Below are 24,338 nucleotides of genomic sequence, written 5' to 3' on the forward strand. Positions count from 1 at the left end.
AGGGAGCAATAGCTCCCTTTAGTATGAATTTAAATGAGTATTTATATTATGGTTATAGTGTTTGACGTTTTTTGTTTCGACTCACTAACATGTAAAAAACAGGTGTGAGTAGTAATCCAAATACCGTTACGCCTACCATACCCGAGAATACGGCAATACCCATTGCTTGTCGCATTTCCGCTCCGGCCCCTGTACCAATCATTAATGGAATAACACCAGCGGTAAATGCAATTGATGTCATTAGAATCGGTCGAAGACGTAAACGACATGCTTCCAAAATCGCTGATAAGGTATCTTGGCCATTGTCTTTAAGTTCTTTAGCGAACTCCACCATCAAGATGGCATTTTTACACGCTAGAGCCACAAGGACAATCAAAGCAATTTGTGTGAATATATTGTTGTCACCACCAATGAACCAAACACCTGCTAGTGCAGAAAAAATGGTCATAGGAACGATCAAAATGATAGCGAATGGTAGTTTTAAACTCTCGTACTGCGAAGCTAGCACCATGAAAACTAACAAAACAACAAGTGGGAATATATACACCATCGTGTTACCAGCCAAAATCTGCTGGTAGGTTACATCAGTCCATTCATAAACCATTCCCTCTGCTAGGTTTTGATCCAGTACTTCCTCAATAGCCGTTTGGGCTTGGTCAGAACTGTAACCAAAAGCAGGACTGCCGTTTAGTTCTGCACTAGGGTAGCCGTTATAGTGCATCACGCGGTCAGGCCCAATAGTGGGTATGATCTCCAGTACAGCGCCGAGAGGAACCATTTGTCCGGCAGCATTTCTTACTTTGTAGTTAAGTATTTGGTCAGGTTCGAGACGATAGTTCATGTCTGCCTGGGCATTCACTTTGTATGTTCTACCAAACATATTGAAGTCATTGACGTATAATGATCCTAAATAAACTTGAAGCGCATCAAAAACCTGCTCTAGAGGAACACCTTGCAGCATCGCTTGTTCACGATCTATTTGGATGTCCATCTGCGGCACTTGTATACGAAATGTGGAATATAATCCCATCAGCTCGGGTCTTGTTGATGCCTCACTTATTACCAAGTTCAATTGCTTGAAGAGCTCATCAAACCCCTTGTTCGCACGGTCTTCGATTTGAAGTTTAAAGCCGCCAGTAGAGCCAAGTCCTTGGATTGGTGGTGGTGGAAAAATCGCAACGAAGGCTTCATCAATGATTGAAAAGCTCTTATTCAAAGATGCAACAATCGCATTTGCTCCGAGAGTTGGATCATTTCGTTTATCGAAGTCCTCAAGCGTAACAAAAACGATGCCACTATTCGGACTGTTAGTAAAACCATTGACCGATAAGCCTGGGAAAGAAATGGTTTGTGCTACGCCAGGTGTTGCCAGCGCGAGGTTTTCCATTTCTTTAATAACGGACTCTGTTCTATCTAAACTTGCTGCATCTGGAAGTTGGGCGATCGCAACTAAATACTGCTTATCTTGTTGAGGAATGAATCCTCCAGGAACCGCTTTGAATAGAGAAACCGTTCCCCCGAGTAACGCAATGTATACCACCACAACAACAAGGCTAAAGCGAATCAGCTTCTTGACCAGAGCTTGATATTGGTTCGAGCTGTACTCAAAAATTCTATTGAATGGCGCAAAAACATACTTACCAAAAACCGCATCCAATAGCTTGGTTAGCCGATCGGGTTTTGCGTTCTTATCTTGTAATAGCAGTGCTGATAAAGCAGGCGATAACGTCAACGAGTTAATTGCTGAAATAATCGTCGAGATCGTAATTGTTAGTGCGAACTGCTTATAAAACTGACCGGATAACCCTGTAATAAAGGTCGTCGGGATGAACACCGCACATAACACTAAAGCAATTGCAATAATTGGCCCGGTAACTTCGGTCATTGCTTGTTTCGTTGCTTCTAGTGGTGCAAGACCATTATGGATGTTCCGTTCCACGTTTTCGACGACGACAATGGCGTCATCGACGACGATGCCTATGGCGAGAACAAGTCCAAACAACGAAAGCGTGTTAATCGATACTCCGAGCATTTGCATTACGGCGAACGTACCGATTAATGAAACAGGCACCGCAATGATAGGGATGATAGACGCGCGCCATGTTTGCAAAAACAAAATGACTACAACAACAACTAGTACAATTGCCTCTAGCAGAGTATGAACCACTGCGTCTATCGATCCACGAACAAAGACGGTCGGGTCGTAGGCTATTTCATATGAAACTCCAGCTGGAAAGGCTGCTTGTAAACGGTCCATGGTTGAGCGAACCTGATTAGATAGCTCAATAGCATTAGCACCAGGGCGCTGGAATACGGGCATCGCCACCGCTGGTTTACCATTTAACAAGGCGCGCAGTGCATAAGAGTTTTGACCTAGCTCTACGCGTGCAACGTCTTTAAGACGTGTCAAAGCCCCTGTTTCGTCAACTTTTACTACAATGTCGTTGAATTCATCAATATTCTCCAAACGGCCCTTTACGTTCAACAAAACTTGGAATTGGTTTTCATTAGCGGCTGGTTGCGCACCTAATGAGCCTGCTGCCACCTGTTGGTTTTGAGATCGGACGGCGGAGACAACGTCCATTACGGTTAGATTTCTAGAAGCGAGCTCATCTGGATTTAACCACAAGCGCATTGAGTACTCGTCACCACCGAAAAGGCGCACATCACCAACGCCTCCGAGCCGAGCTATCTCATCTTTCAAGTTTAAATTAGCGTAGTTAGCTAAATAACTGACTTCACGGCTAGAATCTGGAGAATATATATGCACAACCATGGTGAGATCAGGAGAGGCTTTTTCGGCAACAACTCCTAACCGTTGGACGGCTTCTGGTAATCGGGGCAAAGCTGTAGTGACGCGATTTTGAATTTGAACCTGAGCTTTGTCCAAGTCCGTACCTAAAGCAAAGGTTACGGTCAATGTCATTCTGCCGTCACTGGTTGCCTGTGAAAACATATATAACATGTTTTCTGTACCATTAATTTCTTGCTCCAGAGGCGTAGCAACTGTTTCTGCGATTACTTTTGGGTTCGCACCAGGATAGTTTGCTGTAACTACCACTGTAGGAGGGACAACCTCTGGATATTCACTCACAGGCAACTGTAAAAGTGAAATTGCGCCTACTATTAATATCAATAGCGATAACATAGAGGCAAATATGGGTCTTTGAATAAAAAAGTGTGCAAATTTCATTCGGTTGTCTTCTTAGTCTTGAGCTAAACGTTTATTTGGCAACGATGTTGAGTTTGAAGCCATAATCAATGAGGTGTTGCTAATATCTAGCGTGACATTTTTTGGTGTGATTTTGCTATTTGGGCCAACTTTTGCTGGGCCATTTACCGCAATAACTGAGTCGGCGTTCAAGCCATTCTCGATGGCACGAAATGTTCCGTAACGTTCGCCTAAGGTTACGATGCTGTATTGCAACGTATTCTCTCCATTGAGTGTTAATACAAAGCGGTTTTCTAGATCTGTGCCAATAGAACGCTCTGGAACGAGAACTCGTTCAACTGGTTTGGTTGTTGATATCTGAACTCGGCCAAACGATCCCACTTTTAAGTTTGATTTTGTTGCATCGAATACCGCTCGAACCTGCAAAGTACCGGTGTTTTCGTTGATGGAGTTGTCGACGAAGTCAACGCGTCCAAAAAACTCCTGCCCATTTTGTCCAGATAGTTCAAGACGAGTAGGTAAGTTAGAGTCGGCATTGATTGTCGAGAAGTAACGGTTCCAAGTTCGCTCATCGACATCAAAGTATGCATATACCTGATCGTTAGAGACAATGTTTGATATAACGCTTTGATTTGCGTTTACATTGTTTCCTTTAGTAATGAATGCTCTTGAAATAGTGCCGCTAATAGGGGCATATATCTTCGTAAACTCAAGATCTAACTTTGCGGATTCTAGCTGAGCACGCAAAGCCATTAGTTCTGCAGAGCGTTGTTTTACTGCGGTATCTCGGGCCTCTGCTTGTTCCGCTGAGATGGCTTTTCGCTTAACAAGTTGAGCTGCCCTCTTTTGTTCGTTTGCTGCTTGCTCTAGCGCCGCTCGAGCACTCTTAACTTGCGCTTCAAGTCGTGAGACCTGAGCTTTGAAGGTTCGATCATCAAGAGTGACGAGTAAGTCGCCTTTGTTGACACTCTGTCCGTCTTTGAACTCTACCGTTTCAATAACTCCGGAAACGCGTGGCATTAAAGAAACTTTCTCTGGGGCTTGAAGCCTTGTTGTAAAGGTGAACCACGATTGAACGGGCTCATAGATGACTTTGGAGACGTCTATCGTAGGTAAGGGAGTATTAGGTTGTTTGGTTATCTCTTCGTCTGCACAAGCAGCTAAAACGGATAAAAGGCCAATGCCGAAAACTTTCTTTAACATTTGTCGCGCCCTAAATGATTCTGTTCATACTAAAAGGAACGGCATTGTATTCATTGTACCTATGGGTAAATAGGCCCTCAGCGAACATAGAGTAGTGATAAAAATGCACGATTAAATATTGGTCAAAATGCTCACTTTTTGGTTTGAAAAAGGTCAGTTTAGGGTTTTAAAGACGTGGAGTATTGTTAAATGTAATAAGCCATAATAGATGGGAATAACTAAACAGAAGCTAAAGATAGCGACGAAAATTAAAGCGTTTTTAATTCGTGCATTATTTGCAATTCACTGATGCAATTTGAACCATAAAAAATTGAAATTAATTTTGTAAAATCCATTTCCCATCACATAAAGAATAAAAACTAAATAAGGAATTGTGCAGTGGATCTCGCAAGCCAACTTGAATTACTACTGGATGTCTCTGAATACGGAACTTTTGCTAAGGCTGCTGACAGAAATCATATAGATCGTTCAGCTTTGTCAAAACAGATCAAAAAGCTAGAGGATGAATTGGGCTTACGGCTGTTAAACCGTTCCACGCGTTCGCTATCCCTGACCAATGCAGGTGTTGAGATGGTGGCGCAAGCCAAGAAAGTAAGAGAGGTTCTAACCGAAACTCGTAGTATTGCTGCTACATTTCAGGATGAACCGAAGGGTAACTTGAAAATATCAAGCTCCACTTTCTTTGGCAGAGCATACTTAAATCAGGCAGTTAAAGAGTTTATAAAACAGTACCCAAACATTAGTGTAGAGCTGCTGCTCGATGATAATCGAGTCGATGTTATCCACGAAGGTTTTGATGTTGTGTTTCGTATCGGACCAATCCGAGAGTCCAACATGATAGTACGTAAGTTGGCAAGCAATAATATGGCACTGGTTGCATCGAAGAGTTTTATTGACAAGTATGGAACCCCGAGCTCTCCAGAAGAGCTTATAAAAATGCCAGCAGTAATATACTCTAATGCTAACTTTAAGGCAGATAAGCTACGTATAGCGCCAAGCCAGTCATCAAGCGACGTTAGAACGTATAATATCAATGGGCAGTACTTCGTGAATGAAACTGAGTTAATGCTCGATGCCGTAAAATCTGATCTAGGGTATGCTTTAATAGGGCAGTTCTTTCTTCAGGAGAGTTTGAGTAAACAAGATCTTGTACAGTTGCTTCCTGATTATAATCTTCCCGCGATAGGGGAAATATATGCAATGTATACTCACCGAAATCAACAACCATTAGCCAAACTGTTCATTGATACTGTTCAAAAAATAATAGGGACGCCTCCTGTTTGGATGGATTATCTCAACTAATATGAGTACTAGGACATAATGTTTTAGATTGAGGGCTTGTTTATATTTATCCATAGAATATGGTTGAATTTGCACTTTAAAAATAATTGCCACTGTTCATAATTTCACTCGATTCAAACAACACAAGTAGTGGTAATTAAATGAAAATGATAAGAACGTCGATCGCAATCGCTGCACTTTTTTCTGCAAGTGCTGCAAATTCAGACGTAGTTTATGAAGATCAAGAATCAGTATTAAATATTCATGGCCGAGCGCAAGGGATGTATTATTTCTCTGATGATAAAAATGCAGACGGAGATAATAGCTACATTCGTGTAGGACTTGCAGGTGAGTCTAAAATAAATGAAGATCTTTATGCCTTCGGCTTATATGAGTTGGAATTTAAGTCTAATCGCAGAGATGCTGATGGGATTGAAGATGATGAATTTGATATCCGAAAAGGCTATGTAGGAGTTGGTGCAGATTACGGAACAGTAAGTTATGGACGTCAATACGGTGCGGTCACTTTAGTATCTGACTACACGGATATTTTCCCGGAGTTTGGTAATGAAGCTGCTGGCGTAAGTGCGGATCTATATGGTACCGGTCGCTCCGATTCAGTATTTAAGCTAACGACAAGCTATGAAGGTTTGAATATTCATGTTAGCTATCAGGCTGAAAACGATGAAGTGTCAACAGATGCAGCCTCTTATGGTGCGGCGGCGGACTACAAGTTGCCATATGGCTTCAAAGTTGCGCTTGGTTACAACGAAGGTGAAGGGCAATCGGGTGCAGAAGATGCAGAGCTGCTAACGGGTGCTATTGCATTTGAATACGACAAGTTTTATGCCTCTGTTTTATACAGTGATGGTGAAAACTGGGCTAAAGATGGTTCTGAAAGTAATATTGATTACACCGGTATTGAAGCAGTTGCCACTTATGAAGTAACAGATAAGCTTTGGGCACTAGTTGGCTATAACAATCTAGAGCGTGATGATGAAGATGTCGTCGATTACTACTCACTAGGTGCAGAGTACGATTTGACTTCTAATTTTAAAGCACTAGCAGAATACAGAATTACAGATGTAGACAATGAAGACGATATTCTTGCAATAGCTGCGAGATATTCATTCTAAAAAATTAATAAATATAAAAAGCCTGAAACTATTTTCAGGCTTTTTTATTTATCGGTGTGATTTTATAAGTGCTGATTTTCATCCATATATAATGGATTATATTGATCGTTACTTGTTAAAGTGTTTTGGATATAATTGTTTTGTTAGCTAGTCCACTGCTAGTTTTCATTTTCATATTTTTTGAATGATGATTTTTTCTTTGGCAACAAGAAGTATCTTGTTGCCTTTTTTTTACGTCTTATGGTTAATTAAAACAAAAAGAGTTTTTTATATATTGCTATAAATGAGAAAAATATAACGACAATTGTCAATCTTAGGTTGAGTTAATCTTCATAAAAAAGTGAACTCAATTTCAAGGGTCTTTTTCATTTAAGTGATGTGGAATCCATATGGCGAACCAAGTGAATGATAAAGCGCCAAACGACGAAATGTATCTCAATGAAGATTGGAAAAATTATTTTTATGTAAACGATAGAGGTAGGGATTGATACTGTTTATGTAAGGAGAGAGCGATTTATGAAAAGCAGTCGTTTCAATGTGATTAGACACCTTTACTTTCTTAAAATAGGAAGGGCTCTAAGAAAGTAAAGGTGCAGATGATTTTTTAGTTTTTACCGCCATCACTTGTTCTGAAGTGATAATCGAAGTTTATGATTGCACGATATTTAACTTCATCACGGTTAAGTGCGTATTCTTCAACTCTCACCTTACTATCATCGATTGCAATATCACGAGGGAAACCGCTTCCAATGATGTTTAGACGATTTCTAAGTTCATGTTTTGATAGCGTTTGGTATTCATCGACAAGATCAAACGCAGAGCTATAAGCGGCATCTTTTGTCGTAAAGTCATTGAGAACAACTTTGTTTGTAGAGTGTTCGACATGAATACCAGCAGTAGCAGATAAACTGAATAATAATAGTGATGAGAGCGTCATTAGTTTTTTCATATAGTCACCTTTTTATTTGTATTACAAAGTCAAGATGTCCAACGAATCCTTGTTAATATCTCTCGACAAAGGTGATAGTGCCATTATAGAAATGTGCTGTACATCACATTTGTGACCATTGACTATGGAAGAATTGTCAACAATAAAACTCAAGCACTTTTGACATTACGGTCAATGTGAAAAAGCGAATATCTGTATGGTTTCGTTAATAATTAAACCACTCTCGGAAACGCTGACTATTCAGTCAAAGCGTATGTTTCTTGTCGTTATAGTGACCTGCCTACAACTTAATCACTTAATGCATGCAATTCAATTGCAATGGCTTGGTATAGATTTTCATTCAGATCTTCCAGCTTAGTAACGATCCTACAAATTCTAGTGATTAAAAAGTCATTATTTGTGGTTTTTTATTCTATTGTCGTGTATAAAAAAACTTTACAACAAATGATAAAGGAATATCCATGAAAAAGTTATTGTGTTTTGCTGCACTGGGGTTAGCTGTTTCGACGACGGTTAATGCAGACCCAATTTTAGACGATATCAAAAGTACAGGGGAGCTAAAAGTCTGCTTTGATTCTGGGTATATGCCTTTTGAAATGACAGCAAAAAATGGGCAGTACATTGGGTTTGATATCGATTTGGGTAAGCAAATGGCGCGTGCCATGGATGTTAAGTTTGTGCCGGTAAACACTTCATGGGATGGCATTATCCCAACACTGTTGACTGGTAAGTGTCACATGATTATGGGCGGGATGACTATCACACCTATGCGAAATACTCAGGTGAATTTCGCTGATCCCTATGTGGTTATTGGTCAATCCATTCTCGTAGATCTCAAACATGAAGGTAAAGTGTCTAGTTACCGTGATCTCAATAGTCCAGAATATGTTGTTGCAACTAAGCTTGGGACAACGGGTGAGCAAGCGGTAAAACGATACCTTCCGAAAGCTAAGATAAATCTATACGAAACGCAGTCTGAAGCGGTACTTGAGGTTGCCAACGGAAAGGTAGATGCGTTTGTTTATGACTTTCCTTACAACTCTATTTATGTGGCGGAAAACAAAGGGCAGTTAATGCACTTGGCTAAACCGTTTACTTACGAGCCTTTGGGTTGGGCTGTGCCGCAAGGAAATCCAGATACGCTTAACTTCTTAAACAACTATTTACGTCAAATTAAGGGCGATGGAACTTACGATCGCATTTACGATAAGTGGTTTAACGACGATAAATGGTTAAAGCAAGTTAAGTAATCATTTTGTTATTGTAGAGGAGCGGCTAGCTTCTGGCTCGGTTCATCGCCAACCAAACGGTTCGTGCTGTGAAGCTAACGCTTTTCTTTATTCAAATACCCAACCAACTTTAATCAAAGTCATTCTCGGAATCACATGCAAAATAACTTTAAATCCCTATTGTGGAACGCTGTTTTTGTTCTTGTTTTGCTATCAATTTGCGGCCTTGTCTATCTGTCAGGTAAGCGAATCGATTACAGCTGGAATTGGGAGCGTGTCCTTCCTTATATTGCCACTAACGCTGCTTCATCCATTACCGCGCCTGTCGATGGGAACATCATTCTCGACGAGAATAACCAACTGGCTCTGGAGAGTATTCATGGTGATATTGTTCTTGAACTAAGCCAATATAAGTCTGTCGACGTCTATGAAGGTGATCTTATTTTTGAAGGAGATACCTTAGCAACTATAAAAGAGTGGCGCTCTGGCCCAATTTTAGATGGTGTTGTGACGACCATTAAAATCTCGCTCTGGTCACTTATCATTGCTCTAGCGTTGGGCTTAGTTGTTGGACTAATGCGCATATCCAGCAATCCGGCATTAAAAAAGCTGGCGCTTGTGTATGTCGAGGTCATTCGTGGAACGCCTCTTTTAGTACAGATTTTTATCGTTTACTTCTTTATTGGTACTGTGCTTGACCTTGAGCGTTTTACTGCGGGAGTGATAGCGCTCTCCGTGTTTACCGCTGCTTATGTCGCAGAAATTGTGCGGTCAGGAATCCAGTCAATCCCAAGAGGACAAATGGAAGCGGCGCGTTCACTAGGAATGAATTATCCCAAAGCGATGATTTATGTCATTTTACCTCAAGCGTTTAAGCAGACATTACCTCCCTTAGCCGGGCAGTTTATCAACCTGATAAAAGATTCCTCACTTGTCTCCGTGATTTCGATTACTGATCTGACAAAAGCGGGCAGGGAAGTCGTAAGTGGTAGTTTTGCCCCATTTGAAGTTTGGTTTACCGTAGCGGCCCTTTATTTGCTTCTGACTAGTACCTTATCTTGGGCAATACAAACGTTAGAAAAGAAATTGGCAGCAAGTGATTAATGGTGGAGTCATTAATGGAATACATTATTTCAGCAAAAACAATTAATAAAATTTACCCTAATGGCTGCCATGCGCTCAAGGACGTATCGGTAAATGTAGAAAAAGGGGAAGTGATTGTCATCGTAGGACCGTCAGGTTCTGGTAAGTCAACATTCTTACGGACGATCAATCAATTAGAGACAATAAATAGTGGGTCTATTATCGTAGATGGTATCGATATGTACCACAAATCTACGGATATCAATAAACTACGCGCTGATGTGGGCATGGTATTTCAAGGCTTCAACCTTTTTCCACATAAAACGGCGATAGAGAACGTCATGTTGGCACCTTTAAAGGTTTCTAAACGTGACCCTGAATCGGTGAAGAAAGAAGCAAAAGATTTGCTTTATAAAGTCGGTCTATCGGAGAGAATGGATAATTATCCTAATCATTTATCAGGTGGGCAGCAGCAGCGCGTCGCAATCGCTCGTGCGTTAGCAATGAAGCCCAACATTATGTTGTTTGATGAACCCACATCAGCACTAGATCCTGAAATGGTTGGAGAAGTTCTTGATGTGATGAAAGATTTGGCCAAGGACGGAATGACGATGGTCGTGGTTACTCATGAAATGGGTTTCGCAAAAGAGGTCGCTGATAGGGTGTTGTTTATGGAAGATGGTGAGCTTTTGGTTTCTGACTCTCCTGAGCGATTTTTTGATAACCCCACCAACCCTAGATTGCAGAAGTTTTTATCTAAAGTCTTATAATAAAAAGAAAATTTGATTGAGGGCGAGTCCCTCAATCACTTCATGCACTATTGTGGCTCGTAACGTTCGCCTCGCCGAGAGACATAGATAATGGGCTTTTTACTCGAAGTTAATGGCGATAACATTAGCTTGGTCCGAATGAAAGGTCTGGTAAATACTAAAGTGTTTAATCAGCCATTAAGTCTTTGTTCACTTTAAACATAACAATTTCATTTTGAATTGATAAAAATTGTGTTTGAATAGAGCTTATGGATGTTTGGCGGTATGGATGTCTAAATGAAGAAAGTAACAATTTTAGATGGTGGCATGGGGCGAGAGTTGAAACGTATTGGCGCCCCTTTTTCTCAGCCGCTTTGGAGTGCACAAGCGCTAATTGAATCACCACAACATGTAAAAATGGCCCATGAGAATTTCATAGACGCTGGCGCAGAGATTATCACTGTTAACAGTTATGCATGTGTCCCATTTCACTTAGGCGAGGAACTCTATGCAAAACGGGGGACTGAGTTAGCAAAATCTGCAGCTAAAATTGCCAGAGATGTAGTCACTAGCTCTAACGATAGAGTGCTCGTTGCGGGCTCTCTTCCTCCTGTAATGGGGTCTTACAGGCCTGAATTATTCGAGCCGAAAAGGGCACTGGAAGTGGCTTCTGAGTTATTTGAAGCTCAAGATCAATATGTTGATATTTGGTTAGCTGAGACCGTGTCTAGCCTCGCTGAAGTTGAAGTTCTATCAATAATTTTAGCCAAAACAGATAAGCCCAATTATATTGCTTTCACCTTAATGGATGAGCCTAACTCTTTGCCTCGCCTTCGCTCAGGGGAATCTCTTAAAGTCGCGGTTAATACGCTGTTGAAAACAAATGTTTCAGGTATCTTTTTCAATTGCTCTATTCCTGAAGTTGTCGAGCAAGCGATCATAGATACACAAGCAGTATTGAGTGAGTCAGGTAGAGAATTGACGATAGGTGTTTTCGCAAATAGCTTTGCTCCGATAAAGCAAGCGCACCAAGCCAACGAGACCATTCAGGAAGTTCGTCATTTCTCTCCGACTGAATATCTTGAGTATGCTAAAAAGTGGCATGCGCAGGGAGCAAGCATTATTGGTGGTTGCTGTGGGATTGAACCACGTCATATTAAATTGCTAGCGACTTGGAGAGACACTCTCGAAAACGCCTAATTTTGGTGAAGCGCAGGGAAGTATGGCAAGAGGTTTTGTTTTTCATTCATCGTTATAGACAAAATAAAGGTCTTTCATATCTGGCAAAGTAACAAGATGCTTTAACTTGCTCATTACTTTGCCAGTTTGCCTCGAGATCTTTATTAATTACTTTTGGTTCAGATTAACGACAATCTTTCCAACTGTTCTCTGATTTCGCATGTCCAAGAGTGCGTTACCTACATCCTCTAAGCCGATGATCTTCAGTTTCGGTACTTCCAATTCTCCATTTTCTAATAGCTCAGACACTTCCTTTCCGGCATTAACGATACTTGCAAACCCTCTCTCGCCAAAGACATGACCAGAGCCCAAACTTATTTGGTGGAAGCCCAAGCCTTTTAAGAAGGCATCTGGATATTGAGAAGGGTCGACAGTCTTGACGAGCTCCACCATTTCTCCCTCAAAGGTTAACACCGAGGCTGCAATTCGGTCGTTATCACCGCCTACACAATCGAGTGCAACCTCAACGCCATGATTTCCGGTAATGTCCATTACTCGCTGAACTACATCTTCATGATGATAATCAATCATATGGGTTGCTCCTAACGAGGACAAATATGCGTGATTAGCTTCTGAACTAGTAGCAATGATCTGTTCAACACCAAATGTCTTTGCTAACTGAATAGCAAAGCTTCCAACGCCGCCAGCACCTCCGGCGATAAAAATGCTGCTTCGATTTGAAATATCGAGCTTGTCTACCAAAGCGCGATATGCGGTCCAGGCTGCGCAAGGTGTAGATGCTGCCACTTCAACCGGAACCTGAGGGTGCTTTATGAGCGTTCTTGAATCATGGATAGCAAATTCAGCGAATCCACCGTGATTGCGCCTCATGTTTCCGTGATACAACACTTTATCGCCAACCTTCCAATCAACGACCGCATCGCCTACAGAGACTATTTCTCCTGATACGTCTAACCCGCCAACAAAATTGTTATCCATGTTAGTGACCATGTCTGACCAATAATGAATTTTTGCATCGACAGGGTTCAAACCAACAGCGTTAACTTTAACCAATACATCAAATTGGGTTTCTAGTTTTGGTGTAGGTAATTCGGATAAAGAGAAAGTATCGTTATCTCGTTGGTAAGTTATCGCTCTCATAGGTTTTCCTTATTATTAAGAATGGTCGAAAGTCATACTAACTCAGAGGGTGCTGCTGCAATAATTATGGTTTTTTCTTATTTTGATAATTTTAGGTTATGTTTGATAAAAAGGATTCGAGATGCTCTGAAATTATCATCGACAACCAGTCTGCATAGCTAACGACATGTAACTTTATGATAAGTAATGACTAGTTTTATTATTCCATTTTTATGGAAATATTTTGTTGATCTTTTGTTTTATGATTCTATAATTCCAGAAATATCGAAATTAAGGCTTATCTATCAGGTAAGCTTGTTAGCGAAAAATGACGAGGAGAGTAAATGTGAATACAGAAATTATAACAATGGTTAAAGAAGCGCTGGATATGTTTGCGTTTCTAGCAACCGAACTTATCATCTTATTTCTGGCAATTAGCTACATTGTCGGTGTGTTGCAAGATTTTCTAACGCCAGAAAAAATTCAATCTATTCTCAGCTCGAAAAAGGGTAAAGGTTACTTCATTGCTGCGTTGCTAGGTTCGATTACGCCTTTCTGTTCGTGTTCGACCATTCCTTTCTTAAAAGGCTTGTTGCGTGCAAGAGCAGGTTTTGGACCTATGATGGTGTTCCTATTTGCAAGCCCGTTGCTTAACCCAGTGATTATTGGCTTGTTTGTGGTGACTTTTGGTTGGAAAGTTGCGGTATTTTACTTTGCTATCGCGATGTCAGTATCAGTGGTAGCAGGCTATGTACTTGAAAAACTAGGGTTTGAACGTTACGTCAAACCAGAAGCATATCAAGCGGTAGGTTCTTCTTCGTGCGGTACTTCTTGTGGCGATTCAAGCAAGAAAAAAGAAGAAGCGAGACCAGCATCAATCTGTGGTACCAGCGCCTGCAATGAACCTACGCCAGTTGCGGCGAAAACATCTTGCTGTGGTGATGCACCAAAACCTGAACCTAAAGTGGAAGTGTCTTGCTGCTCATCAGACGGTAGTGCAACAGCGACAGTCGTGGAAGAGAAAGAGCCTAGCCGCTGGGCACGTATTTGGCAATCAACTTGGAAAGACTTTAAGCAAGTGTTCCCTTATCTCATGATGGGCATTGCGATTGGTTCATTTATCTATGGCTTCATCCCGACGGAGTTCATTGCGGAGTTCGCTGGTGAAGCGAAGTGGTACGCGATTCCGGTCGCAGCAATCATTGGTATTCCATTGTACATCCGTGCAGAGGCGGTCATTCCACTTAGCGCGGCACTAGTACAAAAAGGTATGGCTCTTGGATCTGTTATGGCGCTTATTATTGGTAGTGCTGGCGCAAGTCTTACAGAAGTGATTTTGTTGAAATCAATTTTTAAGAACCAAATGATCGCTGCCTTCCTAATCGTTATCTTAACGATGGCCATGGGAGCGGGTTACTTATATACGTGGGCTTTTTTATAAAAATAACCCTCGGGCGATTGCTCGAGGGCTCTGTTTTTGTCGCCATATAGGGAAAGGGAAGTTTCCTATACCGCGCAGGCTATAAAAAAATAGCGAGGTTACTCGTAAATACTATAGGAGAAATATTTGCTGGCGATGGTTTTATGCTTACCGCTCTGGATCAATTTTTGTATTCCGCTATCGAGTAATGCTTTTAATTCTTTGTCTTGTTTTCTCACTGCTACGCCAATGCCACGGCCGAACCACTTTTCCTCTGTAAACGCTGGTCCAGTAAAGTGATAGCCTTCACCTTGTGCAGTTTCAAGAAAACCAGCACTTAAACCGATTGAGCCGCCAAATACAGCATCTAACCGTCCATTGAGTAGATCAGTAAATGCCTCATCGAACGTACCATAACGACGAATATCAATATCTGGATACAAGGCCGAAAGGTACTTATCACCAATTGTGGCTCTTTGAACTCCAATAGATAAACGATTTAGGCTGCCGTCATCCATGTTGATTTCTCTATCATTTTTCATTACAAAACGAGTCGGTACTTTTGCATAAGGGACGGTGAAATCGACTTTCTTTTCTCGTTCTTCTGTGATTGTCATTGCAGCAATAATCGCATCGTTCTTGCGACTAAGGAGAGAAGGGATGATGCCATCCCAATCCATTTTTGAGATAACGCACTTTACTTCTAACTCTTTGCATAACGCGTTAGCGAGGTCGACTTCAAACCCTTCTAGCTTTCCCTCTTTTGTCGTCCAGCTAAATGGAGGGTAAGCCCCTTCAACAGTGAAGCGAATTTGTTTCCACTCTTTCGCATGGCTGAAAACTGAAAACAAGCTAATAAACAATACGACTATCCATTTCATAAACGTTTCCTTGTAACTATTTGGAAACCAATGTTTAACACAAAGTAAGCAAATATCAATGAAAGTGCATATATGTGTGACCTTTCGCCCGCATTGTGTGAGTGAAAGGTTTTACGTGTATTACAGCTTATCTTCAATAGTTACGAGGGGAACTCTCGTTGAGACAGCGTGAAGTGCAATGTTGTGAATCATTTCATCGACCGTGGTACAGCTATCGATTAAGATCGAAACATCATACTTGTCCGCAGATTTTGAGATAGCAGTATGTGTCACGCAGTTTTGTGTCATCATTCCACATACAAGTAACTCCGTTACATTTTTGCTTGCCAATACTTCTTCTAAACGTGTTCCTTCAAAGCTATCTGCGAAGTGCTTTACCACGATTTCGGAATTCGGTGCTAAAGCAAGAACTTCTGGGTGAATATTGGCACCGTCGCTGCCTTCATTGAAGAATGGGGCAATACCCATGGCAGGGTCGGCAATATGCTGAATATGAATCACAGGAATGTTTTGCTCATTGGCTTTAGTTATTGCTCTCTTAACATTGTCTAAAGTCGATTCTGTATTCCATAAAGGAAACTTTCCTTCCGGGAAATAGTCGTTTTGCAAATCAATTACAAGTAGGGCTTTTTGAGTCATTTTATTTTCCTTTTATTGAGGATCATTGCGGTACGAATAATATAAAGACTTTTAGCCACCTTCTTTAGAGTCTAAAATGACACAAAAGAGTCAAAAAGCGACACTTGAAGATAATTGAAAATGAAAATAGCACTCGTTAATTACCCAGATAGCTCGCAAGCCTCCGTATATGGTTTAAGCGAACTCTTCGAGATGGCAAACCGTGCTGCGGCTAAATTGGGCGTTGATGTGCACTTTGAAGTAGAGATATTGGATCACTGGCCAAACACGCACTTCGATGTGAAAACAGCGGTAATGATTCCGCCTAGCGGCACTGGTCAATATTACTTAGAACCAGAGCCAGAGCTACTCGACTGGTTAAATGTCCAATATAGTAAAGGTGCGATTTTAGCCTCCGCCTGCGCTGGTACTTTTATTCTTGCTCAAACCCAGTTGTTGACCAATAAGTCTTGTACAACACACTGGGGCTTAGCTCCTTCATTAGCGAGTCAGTTTCCCGATATCCACGTAAGACAAGAAGCCATCCTTATTAACGAAGGAACGATCATTACGGCTGGGGGTATGATGTCATGGGTGGATTTAGGTTTGGAGCTGGTTTCCTTATTTGCGTCACCGGCAGTAATGCGCCTGTTAGGCAAAATGTTGGTTATTGATACTGGTCCGAGAGAGCAACGCTTTTATCAACAGTTTACCCCAAACTTCCAACATGGTGATGAGGTAATTGTTCAACTACAGCACTATATAAACGATCATTATCAAGGAAAACTGAGCAATAAAGAGCTTGCAGAGTTGAGTTGTTTAACAGAAAGGACATTGCAGCGACGCTTTAAAAAGGCGACAGGTTTCAATGTTAACCAATACATACAAAGCTTAAGAGTACAAAAAGCTTGTGATTTACTTGAGTCGACAACCCTAACATTTGACGCAATATCATTTAGAGTGGGTTACCAAGATGTGAGCGCGTTCAGGAAAATATTTAATAGGATCGTAGGTTTAACACCGAAGTCGTTCAGATCTCGGTTCTGTTCATGAACGCCAGAAGTAAGATAATGTTGGTATTAAACATTTATAACTCAGAAGCAAACACACATATTTTTACAAGCTGGCTTAGCGTGATGAAAAGGGATAACAAGCTAAGCCAACCGTAGCGATCTTCTAAGTATTGAGAACTTTTTAGGATGCTTAAAGTGTTCTCAAATTACAACGACTTGTATAGGCCGCTGTTAATCGAAAAGCTATGTGATTTCCAAAACCAGTTTCCCAGTATGTTGCTTGCGTGAAAATACTTCTTGCGCTTGACCTATCTGGTTCAAGGGAAATGACTCCGCGACTAAGGGACGAATTGCGTTCTGTTCGATATAGCGAACCAAGTTACCGAATACTTCTGGTGCCAAAACGGTACAACCAAATAACGCTAGGTCTTTAAGGTAAAGAGTTCTTACATCCAGCTCGACAATTGGGCCGCCTATGGCGCCGGAAACAGCGTATCTTGATCCTGGCTTTAGTACCTGAAGAAATTGTGGCCACTGCTCTCCTGCGACCAAATCAATCACTACGTCAACGCTGTTTTCTCCGAGAGTCGCCGGCAAATTTGCATCGCGAGGGATAACTTGGTTTGCTCCTAATGCCGTGATCTGTTCATTTTTTTCTGGGCTGGCGATAGCAATGACGTATGCTCCACGCGCCTTCGCCAGTTGGATTGCGGCAGAGCCAACACCGCCGGATGCCCCTGAAATCAGTACGGTATCGCTCGCTGTGACATTAGAGCGGACAAGCATGTTCTCGGCAGTTGAATAAGAACAAGGGAAGGAGGCCAAATCGATATCCGATAAACTACTATTCACAGCATATGCATGTTTACTGTCAACAACAGTGAACTGAGCAAAGCCACCATCACATTCTGAACCGAAGTACCAAGGCGAGCTAAGTGCTTGACTGTGGAAGCGCGTAATACATGGTTCGATAAGCACACGCTGGCCGATTCGTGATGGGCAGATATTCTCACCAACAGCGACGATGGTACCGCATACATCGGCACCTTGGATTCGAGGGAGAGATAGCGCGTCTCCTGACCAGCTTGCATCCATGCTATTGGCGTCGTTTTTAGAATACCATGCTGTTCGAGTATTGATGTCGGTGTTATTGACTCCGGCGGCGGCAACTTGGATCAATACATCATCAGGCGAGGGGACTGGCACAGGTATATCATCGCGGTAACGAAGCATATCTGGCCCACCATGACCGATAAGTTGGACGCCTTTCATGACTTTCGGGATTGTGGTCATTGATTGTTCTCCTTCATTAGTTCTAGCAGAGTGTGTTCAGCGGATGCAAAGGCAGCGTGACCGAGAACCGGCCATGCGTTGGATAAACCTTCATGTAACAAGAAGAGTGTGGTTGCGAGGTCTTCTCGCTGACTTAGTTGGAGCATAAGCTGACGGACCGCCAATTTGTGTTGTTTTACTGCTTGATTAATCGATAGATTTTCTGGATAGGCTGCTAATGCATTGATGGACATGCAGCCATTCGGTGCAAACTCCTTCATCCAATCCTCGAGGCGAGTGAATAGGTGTAATACAGCCGGTGTTCCATTGGCAGGGGCGTCTTCGAGCAAAAAACTCAAATACCTTTGATGGCGATGCTCGAGAGCTGCAACAATCATCGCTTCCTTGGAGGGGTAGTATTTGTACAGGGTTCTCAGGCTGACTTCGCAGGCGTTTTTGAGTTGGGGTACGCTCGGCTCGGCGAAGCCATACTGACTGAATGCTTTTTCTAGGCTTGCTGCGATTTTTTCTTTCACTATTTGACATACCAGGTAGAACGTTTGTTTTACCTAAGGGTAGAATAAACTTTCTACCTCAGTCAATGGTGTATTTAAACTCTGTATTGAAAGCCCGACGTAATGCCGGGCTAACTTAAGTGATTTTTATCGATTCGGAACGTGAATCAGTGTGCCGTTGCGTGCTGCTCTCGACGCTTGTCTAGCATTCCGCTGAAACGGGTTAGTAGTAGAGCACCTAATACTACGATCGCGCCAATCCAAGGTGTGTGCATCAGCCCAGCATTGGCCACGATAAGGCCACCGCCCCAAGAACCCAGTGCAATACCTACGTTAAATGCAGCAATGTTGAGACCAGAAGCGACGTCGACTGCATCAGGTGAATATTTCTCTGCTAGTTTGACAACATAAACTTGAAGTCCTGGAACGTTACCAAAGGCAAAGGCACCCCAGACAAGAATGGTCACTACTGCAGAAATTGGATTAAATGCTGTGACACTAAACACGAGCAATACCACAATTAGGCCCGAGAAAATCGCTGTCAGAGCTTTGATTGGCCCCATAGAGTCGGCCATCTTTCCGCCCCAGATGTTGCCGAATGCGACTGATACACCATAAACCAACATAATTAGGCTGATAGCGCTAGAGCCAAACCCCGATACTTCTTCCAAAATAGGAGCCAAGTAAGTGAAGGCTGTGAACGTACCACCGTAACCTAGCGCGGTGATTGCGTACACCAAAAGTAGACGAGGCTGAGTCAAGACTTTCACTTGCGATGACAGCTTGGTTGCTGGTGGTTGTTTCAGATTACTCGGCACTAGCAGAGCGCTTCCTATCAGTGCGATGATTCCAAGGATCGCGACGATTAGGAAGGTTGCCTGCCAACCAAATGTCTGGCCAATCCAGGTGCCAAGTGGCACGCCCGTCACTAGAGCTACGGTGAGACCGGTAAACATAATAGCAATTGCGCTAGCGGCTTTTTCTTTTGACACTAGGCCAGTGGCGATAGTCGAGCCGATCGAAAAGAACACACCGTGTGCAAGCCCGGTCAGTATCCTTGCTGTAACTAGTGTGTTGTATCCAGGTGCTTGCCAGGCTAACAGATTGCCAAGAACAAACAGTGCCATCACAGAAAGCAGAACGTACTTTCTTTTCCAGTTACCAGTCAGCGCTGTTAAAACGGGAGCACCAACCGCGACACCAAGTGCGTACAGGCTAACTAAAAGACCCGCTGAAGGTAATGATACGTTGAGGTCGGAGGCCATAGTCGGTATCAGACCGACAATTACAAACTCCGTGGTTCCAATAGCAAAGGCGCTAAGCGTCAATGCAAGTAAAGCTAAAGGCATAACAACTCTCTCTTATAATCATTGAATATGAATGGATAAACGAATAGCCCGTCTCCATGTCGTGTATTATTAAAGAGTTATTCGTTGCGAAAAATGGTGTTTATTACAAAATACTTTTGTTATAAGTGAAGGAAATGCGCAGTTAGGAAAGGGGATGAAATGTTAACCCGATCAGATGAATTAGAGATTCTTATGGCAGTTGTGGATAGTGGTGGATTTTCTTCCGCTGCTGATGCACTAGGTATCCAAGTCGCTAGGGTATCTCGTGCGGTTAGTAAAGTTGAATCACAGTTGGGGGTAACCTTGCTGAATCGCACGACACGCAGAGTGGAAGTTACTGAGGAAGGGCATCAGTTTGTTGAAGCGGTTCGCTTAGGTTTACTACAAATACAGCAAGCTGAAGAAGAGATCATCACACGAGGTGAATTACCCAAGGGGCGCTTAAGAGTTGATGCCGCTAGCCCATTTGTTTTACATCAACTCGTGCCGTTAATTCAGCCATTTAAAGAGGCTTATCCTGATATTCAGCTCGATCTTACCTCTAATGAGGGTTTTGTGGATCTATTGGAAAAAAGAACCGATGTGGCGATACGTATTGGACGATTATCGGATTCAACACTGCATGCTAAACCTTTAGGAACAAGCCCACTATTTATCGTTGCCACGCCTGGTTATTTATCTAAACGAGGTTTCCCTGAAGCGGTGAGCGATTTGCGCAGTCATAACTTGATCGGTTTTTCTGGCGCTAAAGTGTTAAATCAGTGGCCATTACGAGGGTTTGAGATGATAGAGCCTGATATCCTATCCAGCAGTGGTGAAACGGTTAGACAGTTAGTGCTGGCAGGGAACGGCATTGCATGTTTATCTGGCTTTATGGTGAAAGATGATCTTGATTCTGGACGGTTAGTGGCATTGTTTGAATCGGAAAAAATCACAAATACTGGACGAGAACAGGTCAATGCTGTGTTCTACAAATCTTCTTCAGTCTCTAAGCGTATTTCCGCGTTCATCGACTTTATTCAACCAAGACTTACTTTAAAATAACACTATTATTGTTGTTTTAACAAAAGAGTTTTGTCGTTATTGCGGCTTTTGTTTTTCCAACTGCCAAGCCTAGCGTGCCACCCCTTAGTAAGGTGGCACATATTTTTATTTGCTCTTAGTTAAAGCGTGGCAACACGTACTGAGCGATCTGTTCCATTGATTTATCAATTGGTTGGCTATTACGACGGAAATGCAACCCGATGTGATTGACTCCTGCTTCTTGCATTTTTTCTAGCTCATCGCTCAAGCCATTGACTCCGGCCTGGATACCAAAATGATGCCGAACGACTGGTGCATTTGGGTTATCGACTAAATCAAGATGAATAAAGCTGGCGTAGGGTTTGTTTCCCGCTACGGAGCGCCAAAGTGCAACGCGGTGTTCATGATCATCAGGTGTGCCTGGGTAGGCGAGCCAGCCGTCTAGGTTTTCTCCTATCCATTGTGGACTTTGCTGCGCTAACCCTGCGACATAGATAGGAATATCAGCAAACTCGGGTAATAACTGTAGATCGTTACCCAGCTTATCATTTTGCGTATCTTTCAAAATCTCTACACTTTCTCGAAAAGCTGAGCCACGGCTGTCAAAGTTGGCATTAAAAACGGGATATTCACTAGGGCGGTCTCCACTAGCCACACCGAGTATCAGGCGGTCACCACTTAACTCGTTGATGGTCGCAGCGGCTTTTTTCACTAGCCAAGGTTGTCTTAACGGTAATACTATCGCTGCTGTCCCTAGTAGAATGTTGTCGGTGCACGCAGAGAGATAGCCAAGATAACTGAACGGTTCATAAATTTGTGCCGCGTCTCCAAAGTTAGGGTCGTACAACGGGACATCTCTCACCCAAGCTACGTTAAAGCCTAACTTATCGGCTAACATAATACGCTGTTTATGTGCACTCATGTCTGGTACGCCGAACGGTTTTCGTTGGAGCAGGCGTTTTTTCTGGCCTTCTTGGGTCCAGTCATTATCTAGGGGGAGCTCAACCCCGATGGTGAATCTGTTACTTAAATCTTTATGCATTATGAAGCCTGACTATTACTGTGAGTACTAGGAGGCAAGGTGCCTCCCTGATATTCAGGACACTATGAGATTTTTGTTGTGAGAAAAAGCGGCAAAAAGACAAAAGTGTTTTGCCACAAACAGCGGTGGTCTTTAAAGGAACTGGTGGTTCTCTACCTTGATTTCTTGCTTGATGAAGTCAATAAAAGAGCTGATCCGGCGTGAGGTACTGGCATTTTTGTAATACACCGCATGAACGGGCTGTTCGACATTATGCGTGTGTTCACTAAGCACGCCCACTAAGCGACCAGCTTGTCGGTCAGAGTAGGTCATAAAGTCAGACAGGCAAGCTATCCCCGCACCATGTAAGGCTAAACATCTTAGCGTCTCGCCATTATCAGATCTTAGGCTACTCATAATACGCAGAAGTTTGTTCTTATCATCCATGATCGGCCATTCCTTAAGATACTCCGGCTTGTTGAATCCAAGTAGCTTGTGATTGAGTAACTGATCTATTGAGGTTGGAGTACCATGTTGTCTTAAATACTCTGGACTCGCGACGATTCGAATCCGACTTTTACCAAGAAATATCGCGCGCATGGTTGAGTTTTGTAGCTCACCGATACGAAAAGCAATATCGGTTTTTGTTCCCAAAAGGCTAATATTTTCCTCATTGGAATTGAGATCGATTTCGACTTCTGGATACAAGCTCTGATATTTAGCAATGTGCGGCGTTAGTACGTGCAGTAAGAAGGGGGTAGCTGCGTTTATTCGTAGGAGGCCAGAAGGCTTATATTTCTGGCTTTTCAGTTGTGCTTCGGCATTCTCTACTGCTTCTACAATATGTCTGACTTTATCGAGGTATATCGTTCCTTCATTAGTAACATCTAACTTACGGGTTGTGCGATTTAACAAGGTCGTTTCGAGTTTGGCTTCTAGCCGAGATACCGATCGACTCACCGCCGAGACGGTCATCGATAACAGTTCAGCCGCAGAGCTGATTGAACCCGTATCGACCACGGCCATAAAGGTGCGCATTTCATCTAGAGTAGCTTTCATTGTTGAATATATTTCAAATTAGATTTGAGTATTGTTAACTTTACGGAAAGTTTCTTGCGGCGTAAAGTTTTGCTTCGAATCAACTATAAAATCGATAATTCAGGAGATTTAGATGAAAGTACCATCATTTGGCGTCGGCACGTTTCGTTTAGAGGGTGAAGTAGTTAAGGATTCAGTCCGTAATGCGTTAGAAGTGGGTTACCGCGTAATTGATACTGCACAGATTTACGGTAATGAGGCAGAAATCGGTGAAGTATTGACACAGTCCGGTATTGCACGTGATGAGCTATTCATTACGACCAAGATCTGGGTTGATAACATGAACACGGAACAACTCATTCCAAGTCTAAAAGAGAGCTTAGAAAAGCTAAATACAGATTATGTGGATTTGACCTTGATCCACTGGCCTGGCAATAACAATAACTTGAACGAATACATGGCTTCATTACTTGAAGCTAAATCGCAAGGGTTAACCCGTAATATTGGCGTATCCAACTTTAATATTGACTTGTTGCAACAAGCGATAGAAGTGGTCGGTAAAGAGAATATTGTTACTAACCAAATCGAGCTTAGCCCTTATTTGCAAAATCGTAAGTTGGTCAGCTTCATGCAGGAAAACGATATTCAGGTAACGTCTTACATGACCTTGGCATATGGGAAAGTACTTGGGGACCCAACTATTGCAGGTATTGCTGAGGACTATCAGGCCACGCCAGCTCAAGTCGCGCTTGCTTGGGCTTTGTCAAAAGGTTACGCGGTGATCCCGTCTTCAACTAAACGAGAGAATTTAGCAAGTAACCTGAAAGCACTTGAACTTAATCTGAGTGAAGAGGCGATTGCAAAGATAGATGCGTTGGAAAGAAATGGCCGCGAAGTAAACCCTGAAGGGCTAGCGCCTGAGTGGGATGATTGAGTGAGTTTCACGGGAAATCATTGCCTAAATGACACCTCTGCAATCGCTGACTTCCTCAGCGTTTGACGGTAGTACAACACCATAGACGATAACGGCTCGCTTGTCTGACGATAGTGCGAGCTTTTATCTTTTT

Annotated in this window: 21 protein-coding genes; 10 read left to right on the forward strand and 11 right to left on the reverse strand. The window is 42.4% G+C overall.

The genetic code is table 11. The features are described from left to right. Positions 1–52: 52 nt before the first annotated feature. Both NL626_RS12580 and NL626_RS12585 read right to left on the reverse strand, forming a co-directional pair. Positions 53–3,193 carry an efflux RND transporter permease subunit gene (locus tag NL626_RS12580; protein WP_005377311.1) on the reverse strand — a complete coding sequence of 1,047 codons (3,141 nt, stop codon included), beginning with the start codon at positions 3,191–3,193 and terminating at the stop codon, positions 53–55. A gap of 12 nt (positions 3,194–3,205) precedes the next feature. Further along, the gene (locus tag NL626_RS12585; RefSeq protein ID WP_172563242.1) at positions 3,206–4,375 is read right to left on the reverse strand and encodes an efflux RND transporter periplasmic adaptor subunit; all 1,170 of its coding nucleotides are present in this window, start codon (positions 4,373–4,375) and stop codon (positions 3,206–3,208) included. Positions 4,376–4,753: 378 nt separating this feature from the next. On the opposite strand from NL626_RS12585, the gene NL626_RS12590 reads away from it, so the two are divergent. Both NL626_RS12590 and NL626_RS12595 read left to right on the forward strand, forming a co-directional pair. After that, a complete protein-coding gene (locus NL626_RS12590) occupies positions 4,754–5,677 on the forward strand; it encodes a LysR family transcriptional regulator (protein ID WP_253657413.1) in 924 nt (307 codons plus the stop codon). 140 nt (positions 5,678–5,817) lie between these two features. Next, a complete protein-coding gene (locus tag NL626_RS12595; RefSeq protein ID WP_253657414.1) occupies positions 5,818–6,792 on the forward strand; it encodes a porin in 975 nt (324 codons plus the stop codon). Between the two features lie 604 nt (positions 6,793–7,396). On the opposite strand, the gene NL626_RS12600 is transcribed toward NL626_RS12595, so the two are convergent. Next, the gene (locus NL626_RS12600; RefSeq protein ID WP_005377323.1) at positions 7,397–7,741 is read right to left on the reverse strand and encodes a DUF3316 domain-containing protein; all 345 of its coding nucleotides are present in this window, start codon (positions 7,739–7,741) and stop codon (positions 7,397–7,399) included. A 461-nt stretch (positions 7,742–8,202) separates the two neighbouring features. Between NL626_RS12600 and NL626_RS12605 the strand changes: the two genes are divergently transcribed. The 4 genes from NL626_RS12605 to NL626_RS12620 all read left to right on the forward strand — a co-directional run bounded on the left by NL626_RS12605 (position 8,203) and on the right by NL626_RS12620 (position 12,002). Continuing rightward, positions 8,203–8,991 (forward strand): transporter substrate-binding domain-containing protein, encoded by a 789-nt coding sequence (locus tag NL626_RS12605; RefSeq protein WP_005377324.1) that lies wholly within the window; start codon positions 8,203–8,205, stop codon positions 8,989–8,991. Positions 8,992–9,126: 135 nt separating this feature from the next. After that, positions 9,127–10,074, forward strand: coding sequence for an amino acid ABC transporter permease (locus NL626_RS12610; RefSeq protein ID WP_005377325.1), 948 nt, complete (start codon positions 9,127–9,129; stop codon positions 10,072–10,074). A gap of 14 nt (positions 10,075–10,088) precedes the next feature. Then, the gene (locus NL626_RS12615) at positions 10,089–10,823 is read left to right on the forward strand and encodes an amino acid ABC transporter ATP-binding protein (RefSeq protein ID WP_170893395.1); all 735 of its coding nucleotides are present in this window, start codon (positions 10,089–10,091) and stop codon (positions 10,821–10,823) included. Between the two features lie 276 nt (positions 10,824–11,099). Then, complete coding sequence (locus tag NL626_RS12620) at positions 11,100–12,002, forward strand: homocysteine S-methyltransferase family protein (protein ID WP_053304412.1); 903 nt, start codon at positions 11,100–11,102, stop codon at positions 12,000–12,002. A 147-nt stretch (positions 12,003–12,149) separates the two neighbouring features. Here NL626_RS12620 and NL626_RS12625 read toward each other — a convergent pair whose 3' ends face one another. After that, complete coding sequence (locus NL626_RS12625; RefSeq protein WP_206954749.1) at positions 12,150–13,142, reverse strand: zinc-binding dehydrogenase; 993 nt, start codon at positions 13,140–13,142, stop codon at positions 12,150–12,152. A 325-nt stretch (positions 13,143–13,467) separates the two neighbouring features. On the opposite strand from NL626_RS12625, the gene NL626_RS12630 reads away from it, so the two are divergent. Beyond that, the gene (locus NL626_RS12630; protein ID WP_253657415.1) at positions 13,468–14,562 is read left to right on the forward strand and encodes a permease; all 1,095 of its coding nucleotides are present in this window, start codon (positions 13,468–13,470) and stop codon (positions 14,560–14,562) included. A 98-nt stretch (positions 14,563–14,660) separates the two neighbouring features. Here the strand turns inward: NL626_RS12630 and NL626_RS12635 are convergent, their stop codons facing one another. Both NL626_RS12635 and NL626_RS12640 read right to left on the reverse strand, forming a co-directional pair. Continuing rightward, positions 14,661–15,422, reverse strand: a complete 762-nt coding sequence (locus NL626_RS12635; RefSeq protein WP_005388903.1) for a transporter substrate-binding domain-containing protein — start codon at positions 15,420–15,422, stop codon at positions 14,661–14,663. A gap of 120 nt (positions 15,423–15,542) precedes the next feature. Continuing rightward, positions 15,543–16,061, reverse strand: coding sequence for a cysteine hydrolase family protein (locus NL626_RS12640; RefSeq protein WP_025768146.1), 519 nt, complete (start codon positions 16,059–16,061; stop codon positions 15,543–15,545). Positions 16,062–16,181: 120 nt separating this feature from the next. On the opposite strand from NL626_RS12640, the gene NL626_RS12645 reads away from it, so the two are divergent. Further along, a complete protein-coding gene (locus tag NL626_RS12645; RefSeq protein ID WP_062730577.1) occupies positions 16,182–17,093 on the forward strand; it encodes a GlxA family transcriptional regulator in 912 nt (303 codons plus the stop codon). Between the two features lie 203 nt (positions 17,094–17,296). Here NL626_RS12645 and NL626_RS12650 read toward each other — a convergent pair whose 3' ends face one another. The 3 genes from NL626_RS12650 to NL626_RS12660 form a co-directional block, all read right to left on the reverse strand. Further along, the gene (locus NL626_RS12650) at positions 17,297–18,346 is read right to left on the reverse strand and encodes an alcohol dehydrogenase family protein (RefSeq protein ID WP_253657416.1); all 1,050 of its coding nucleotides are present in this window, start codon (positions 18,344–18,346) and stop codon (positions 17,297–17,299) included. After that, the gene (locus NL626_RS12655) at positions 18,343–18,864 is read right to left on the reverse strand and encodes a TetR/AcrR family transcriptional regulator (RefSeq protein WP_042523849.1); all 522 of its coding nucleotides are present in this window, start codon (positions 18,862–18,864) and stop codon (positions 18,343–18,345) included. The genes NL626_RS12650 and NL626_RS12655 overlap by 4 nt, the downstream gene beginning before the upstream one ends. Positions 18,865–19,007: 143 nt before the next feature. Then, on the reverse strand, positions 19,008–20,189 hold the full coding sequence (locus NL626_RS12660; RefSeq protein ID WP_158173913.1) for an MFS transporter: 1,182 nt from the start codon (positions 20,187–20,189) through the stop codon (positions 19,008–19,010). Positions 20,190–20,348: 159 nt separating this feature from the next. Here NL626_RS12660 and NL626_RS12665 point away from each other — a divergent pair, with 159 nt between their 5' ends. Then, positions 20,349–21,233: a LysR family transcriptional regulator gene (locus tag NL626_RS12665; protein WP_005377338.1), complete on the forward strand. Its 885-nt coding sequence runs from the start codon at positions 20,349–20,351 to the stop codon at positions 21,231–21,233. 115 nt (positions 21,234–21,348) lie between these two features. Here the strand turns inward: NL626_RS12665 and NL626_RS12670 are convergent, their stop codons facing one another. Together NL626_RS12670 and NL626_RS12675 are read right to left on the reverse strand one after the other, a co-directional pair. After that, positions 21,349–22,254 carry a TIGR03571 family LLM class oxidoreductase gene (locus tag NL626_RS12670; protein ID WP_086046771.1) on the reverse strand — a complete coding sequence of 302 codons (906 nt, stop codon included), beginning with the start codon at positions 22,252–22,254 and terminating at the stop codon, positions 21,349–21,351. A gap of 132 nt (positions 22,255–22,386) precedes the next feature. Then, positions 22,387–23,292 carry a LysR family transcriptional regulator gene (locus tag NL626_RS12675; RefSeq protein ID WP_005377343.1) on the reverse strand — a complete coding sequence of 302 codons (906 nt, stop codon included), beginning with the start codon at positions 23,290–23,292 and terminating at the stop codon, positions 22,387–22,389. Positions 23,293–23,404: 112 nt separating this feature from the next. On the opposite strand from NL626_RS12675, the gene dkgB reads away from it, so the two are divergent. Further along, complete coding sequence (dkgB, locus tag NL626_RS12680) at positions 23,405–24,205, forward strand: 2,5-didehydrogluconate reductase DkgB (protein ID WP_053304418.1); 801 nt, start codon at positions 23,405–23,407, stop codon at positions 24,203–24,205. Positions 24,206–24,338 lie beyond the last annotated feature (133 nt).

The organism is Vibrio sp. Y58_MX_L22 (assembly GCF_024181865.1).
GTDB classification, from domain to species: Bacteria; Pseudomonadota; Gammaproteobacteria; order Enterobacterales; family Vibrionaceae; genus Vibrio; species Vibrio alginolyticus.

Excerpts from the sequence above, each read along its gene's own strand:
- NL626_RS12665 (WP_005377338.1), top strand. The coding sequence starts at position 20,349 with ATGTTAACCCGATCAGATGAATTAGAGATTCTTATGGCAGTTGTGGAT.
- NL626_RS12595 (WP_253657414.1), top strand. The coding sequence starts at position 5,818 with ATGAAAATGATAAGAACGTCGATCGCAATCGCTGCACTTTTTTCTGCA.
- NL626_RS12600 (WP_005377323.1), bottom strand. The coding sequence starts at position 7,741 with ATGAAAAAACTAATGACGCTCTCATCACTATTATTATTCAGTTTATCT.
- NL626_RS12605 (WP_005377324.1), top strand. The coding sequence starts at position 8,203 with ATGAAAAAGTTATTGTGTTTTGCTGCACTGGGGTTAGCTGTTTCGACG.
- NL626_RS12660 (WP_158173913.1), bottom strand. The coding sequence starts at position 20,189 with ATGCCTTTAGCTTTACTTGCATTGACGCTTAGCGCCTTTGCTATTGGA.
- NL626_RS12585 (WP_172563242.1), bottom strand. The coding sequence starts at position 4,375 with ATGTTAAAGAAAGTTTTCGGCATTGGCCTTTTATCCGTTTTAGCTGCT.
- NL626_RS12670 (WP_086046771.1), bottom strand. The coding sequence starts at position 22,254 with ATGCATAAAGATTTAAGTAACAGATTCACCATCGGGGTTGAGCTCCCC.
- NL626_RS12635 (WP_005388903.1), bottom strand. The coding sequence starts at position 15,422 with ATGAAATGGATAGTCGTATTGTTTATTAGCTTGTTTTCAGTTTTCAGC.
- NL626_RS12620 (WP_053304412.1), top strand. The coding sequence starts at position 11,100 with ATGAAGAAAGTAACAATTTTAGATGGTGGCATGGGGCGAGAGTTGAAA.
- NL626_RS12675 (WP_005377343.1), bottom strand. The coding sequence starts at position 23,292 with ATGAAAGCTACTCTAGATGAAATGCGCACCTTTATGGCCGTGGTCGAT.
- NL626_RS12625 (WP_206954749.1), bottom strand. The coding sequence starts at position 13,142 with ATGAGAGCGATAACTTACCAACGAGATAACGATACTTTCTCTTTATCC.
- NL626_RS12645 (WP_062730577.1), top strand. The coding sequence starts at position 16,182 with ATGAAAATAGCACTCGTTAATTACCCAGATAGCTCGCAAGCCTCCGTA.
- dkgB (WP_053304418.1), top strand. The coding sequence starts at position 23,405 with ATGAAAGTACCATCATTTGGCGTCGGCACGTTTCGTTTAGAGGGTGAA.
- NL626_RS12580 (WP_005377311.1), bottom strand. The coding sequence starts at position 3,193 with ATGAAATTTGCACACTTTTTTATTCAAAGACCCATATTTGCCTCTATG.
- NL626_RS12610 (WP_005377325.1), top strand. The coding sequence starts at position 9,127 with ATGCAAAATAACTTTAAATCCCTATTGTGGAACGCTGTTTTTGTTCTT.
- NL626_RS12640 (WP_025768146.1), bottom strand. The coding sequence starts at position 16,061 with ATGACTCAAAAAGCCCTACTTGTAATTGATTTGCAAAACGACTATTTC.
- NL626_RS12615 (WP_170893395.1), top strand. The coding sequence starts at position 10,089 with ATGGAATACATTATTTCAGCAAAAACAATTAATAAAATTTACCCTAAT.
- NL626_RS12650 (WP_253657416.1), bottom strand. The coding sequence starts at position 18,346 with ATGACCACAATCCCGAAAGTCATGAAAGGCGTCCAACTTATCGGTCAT.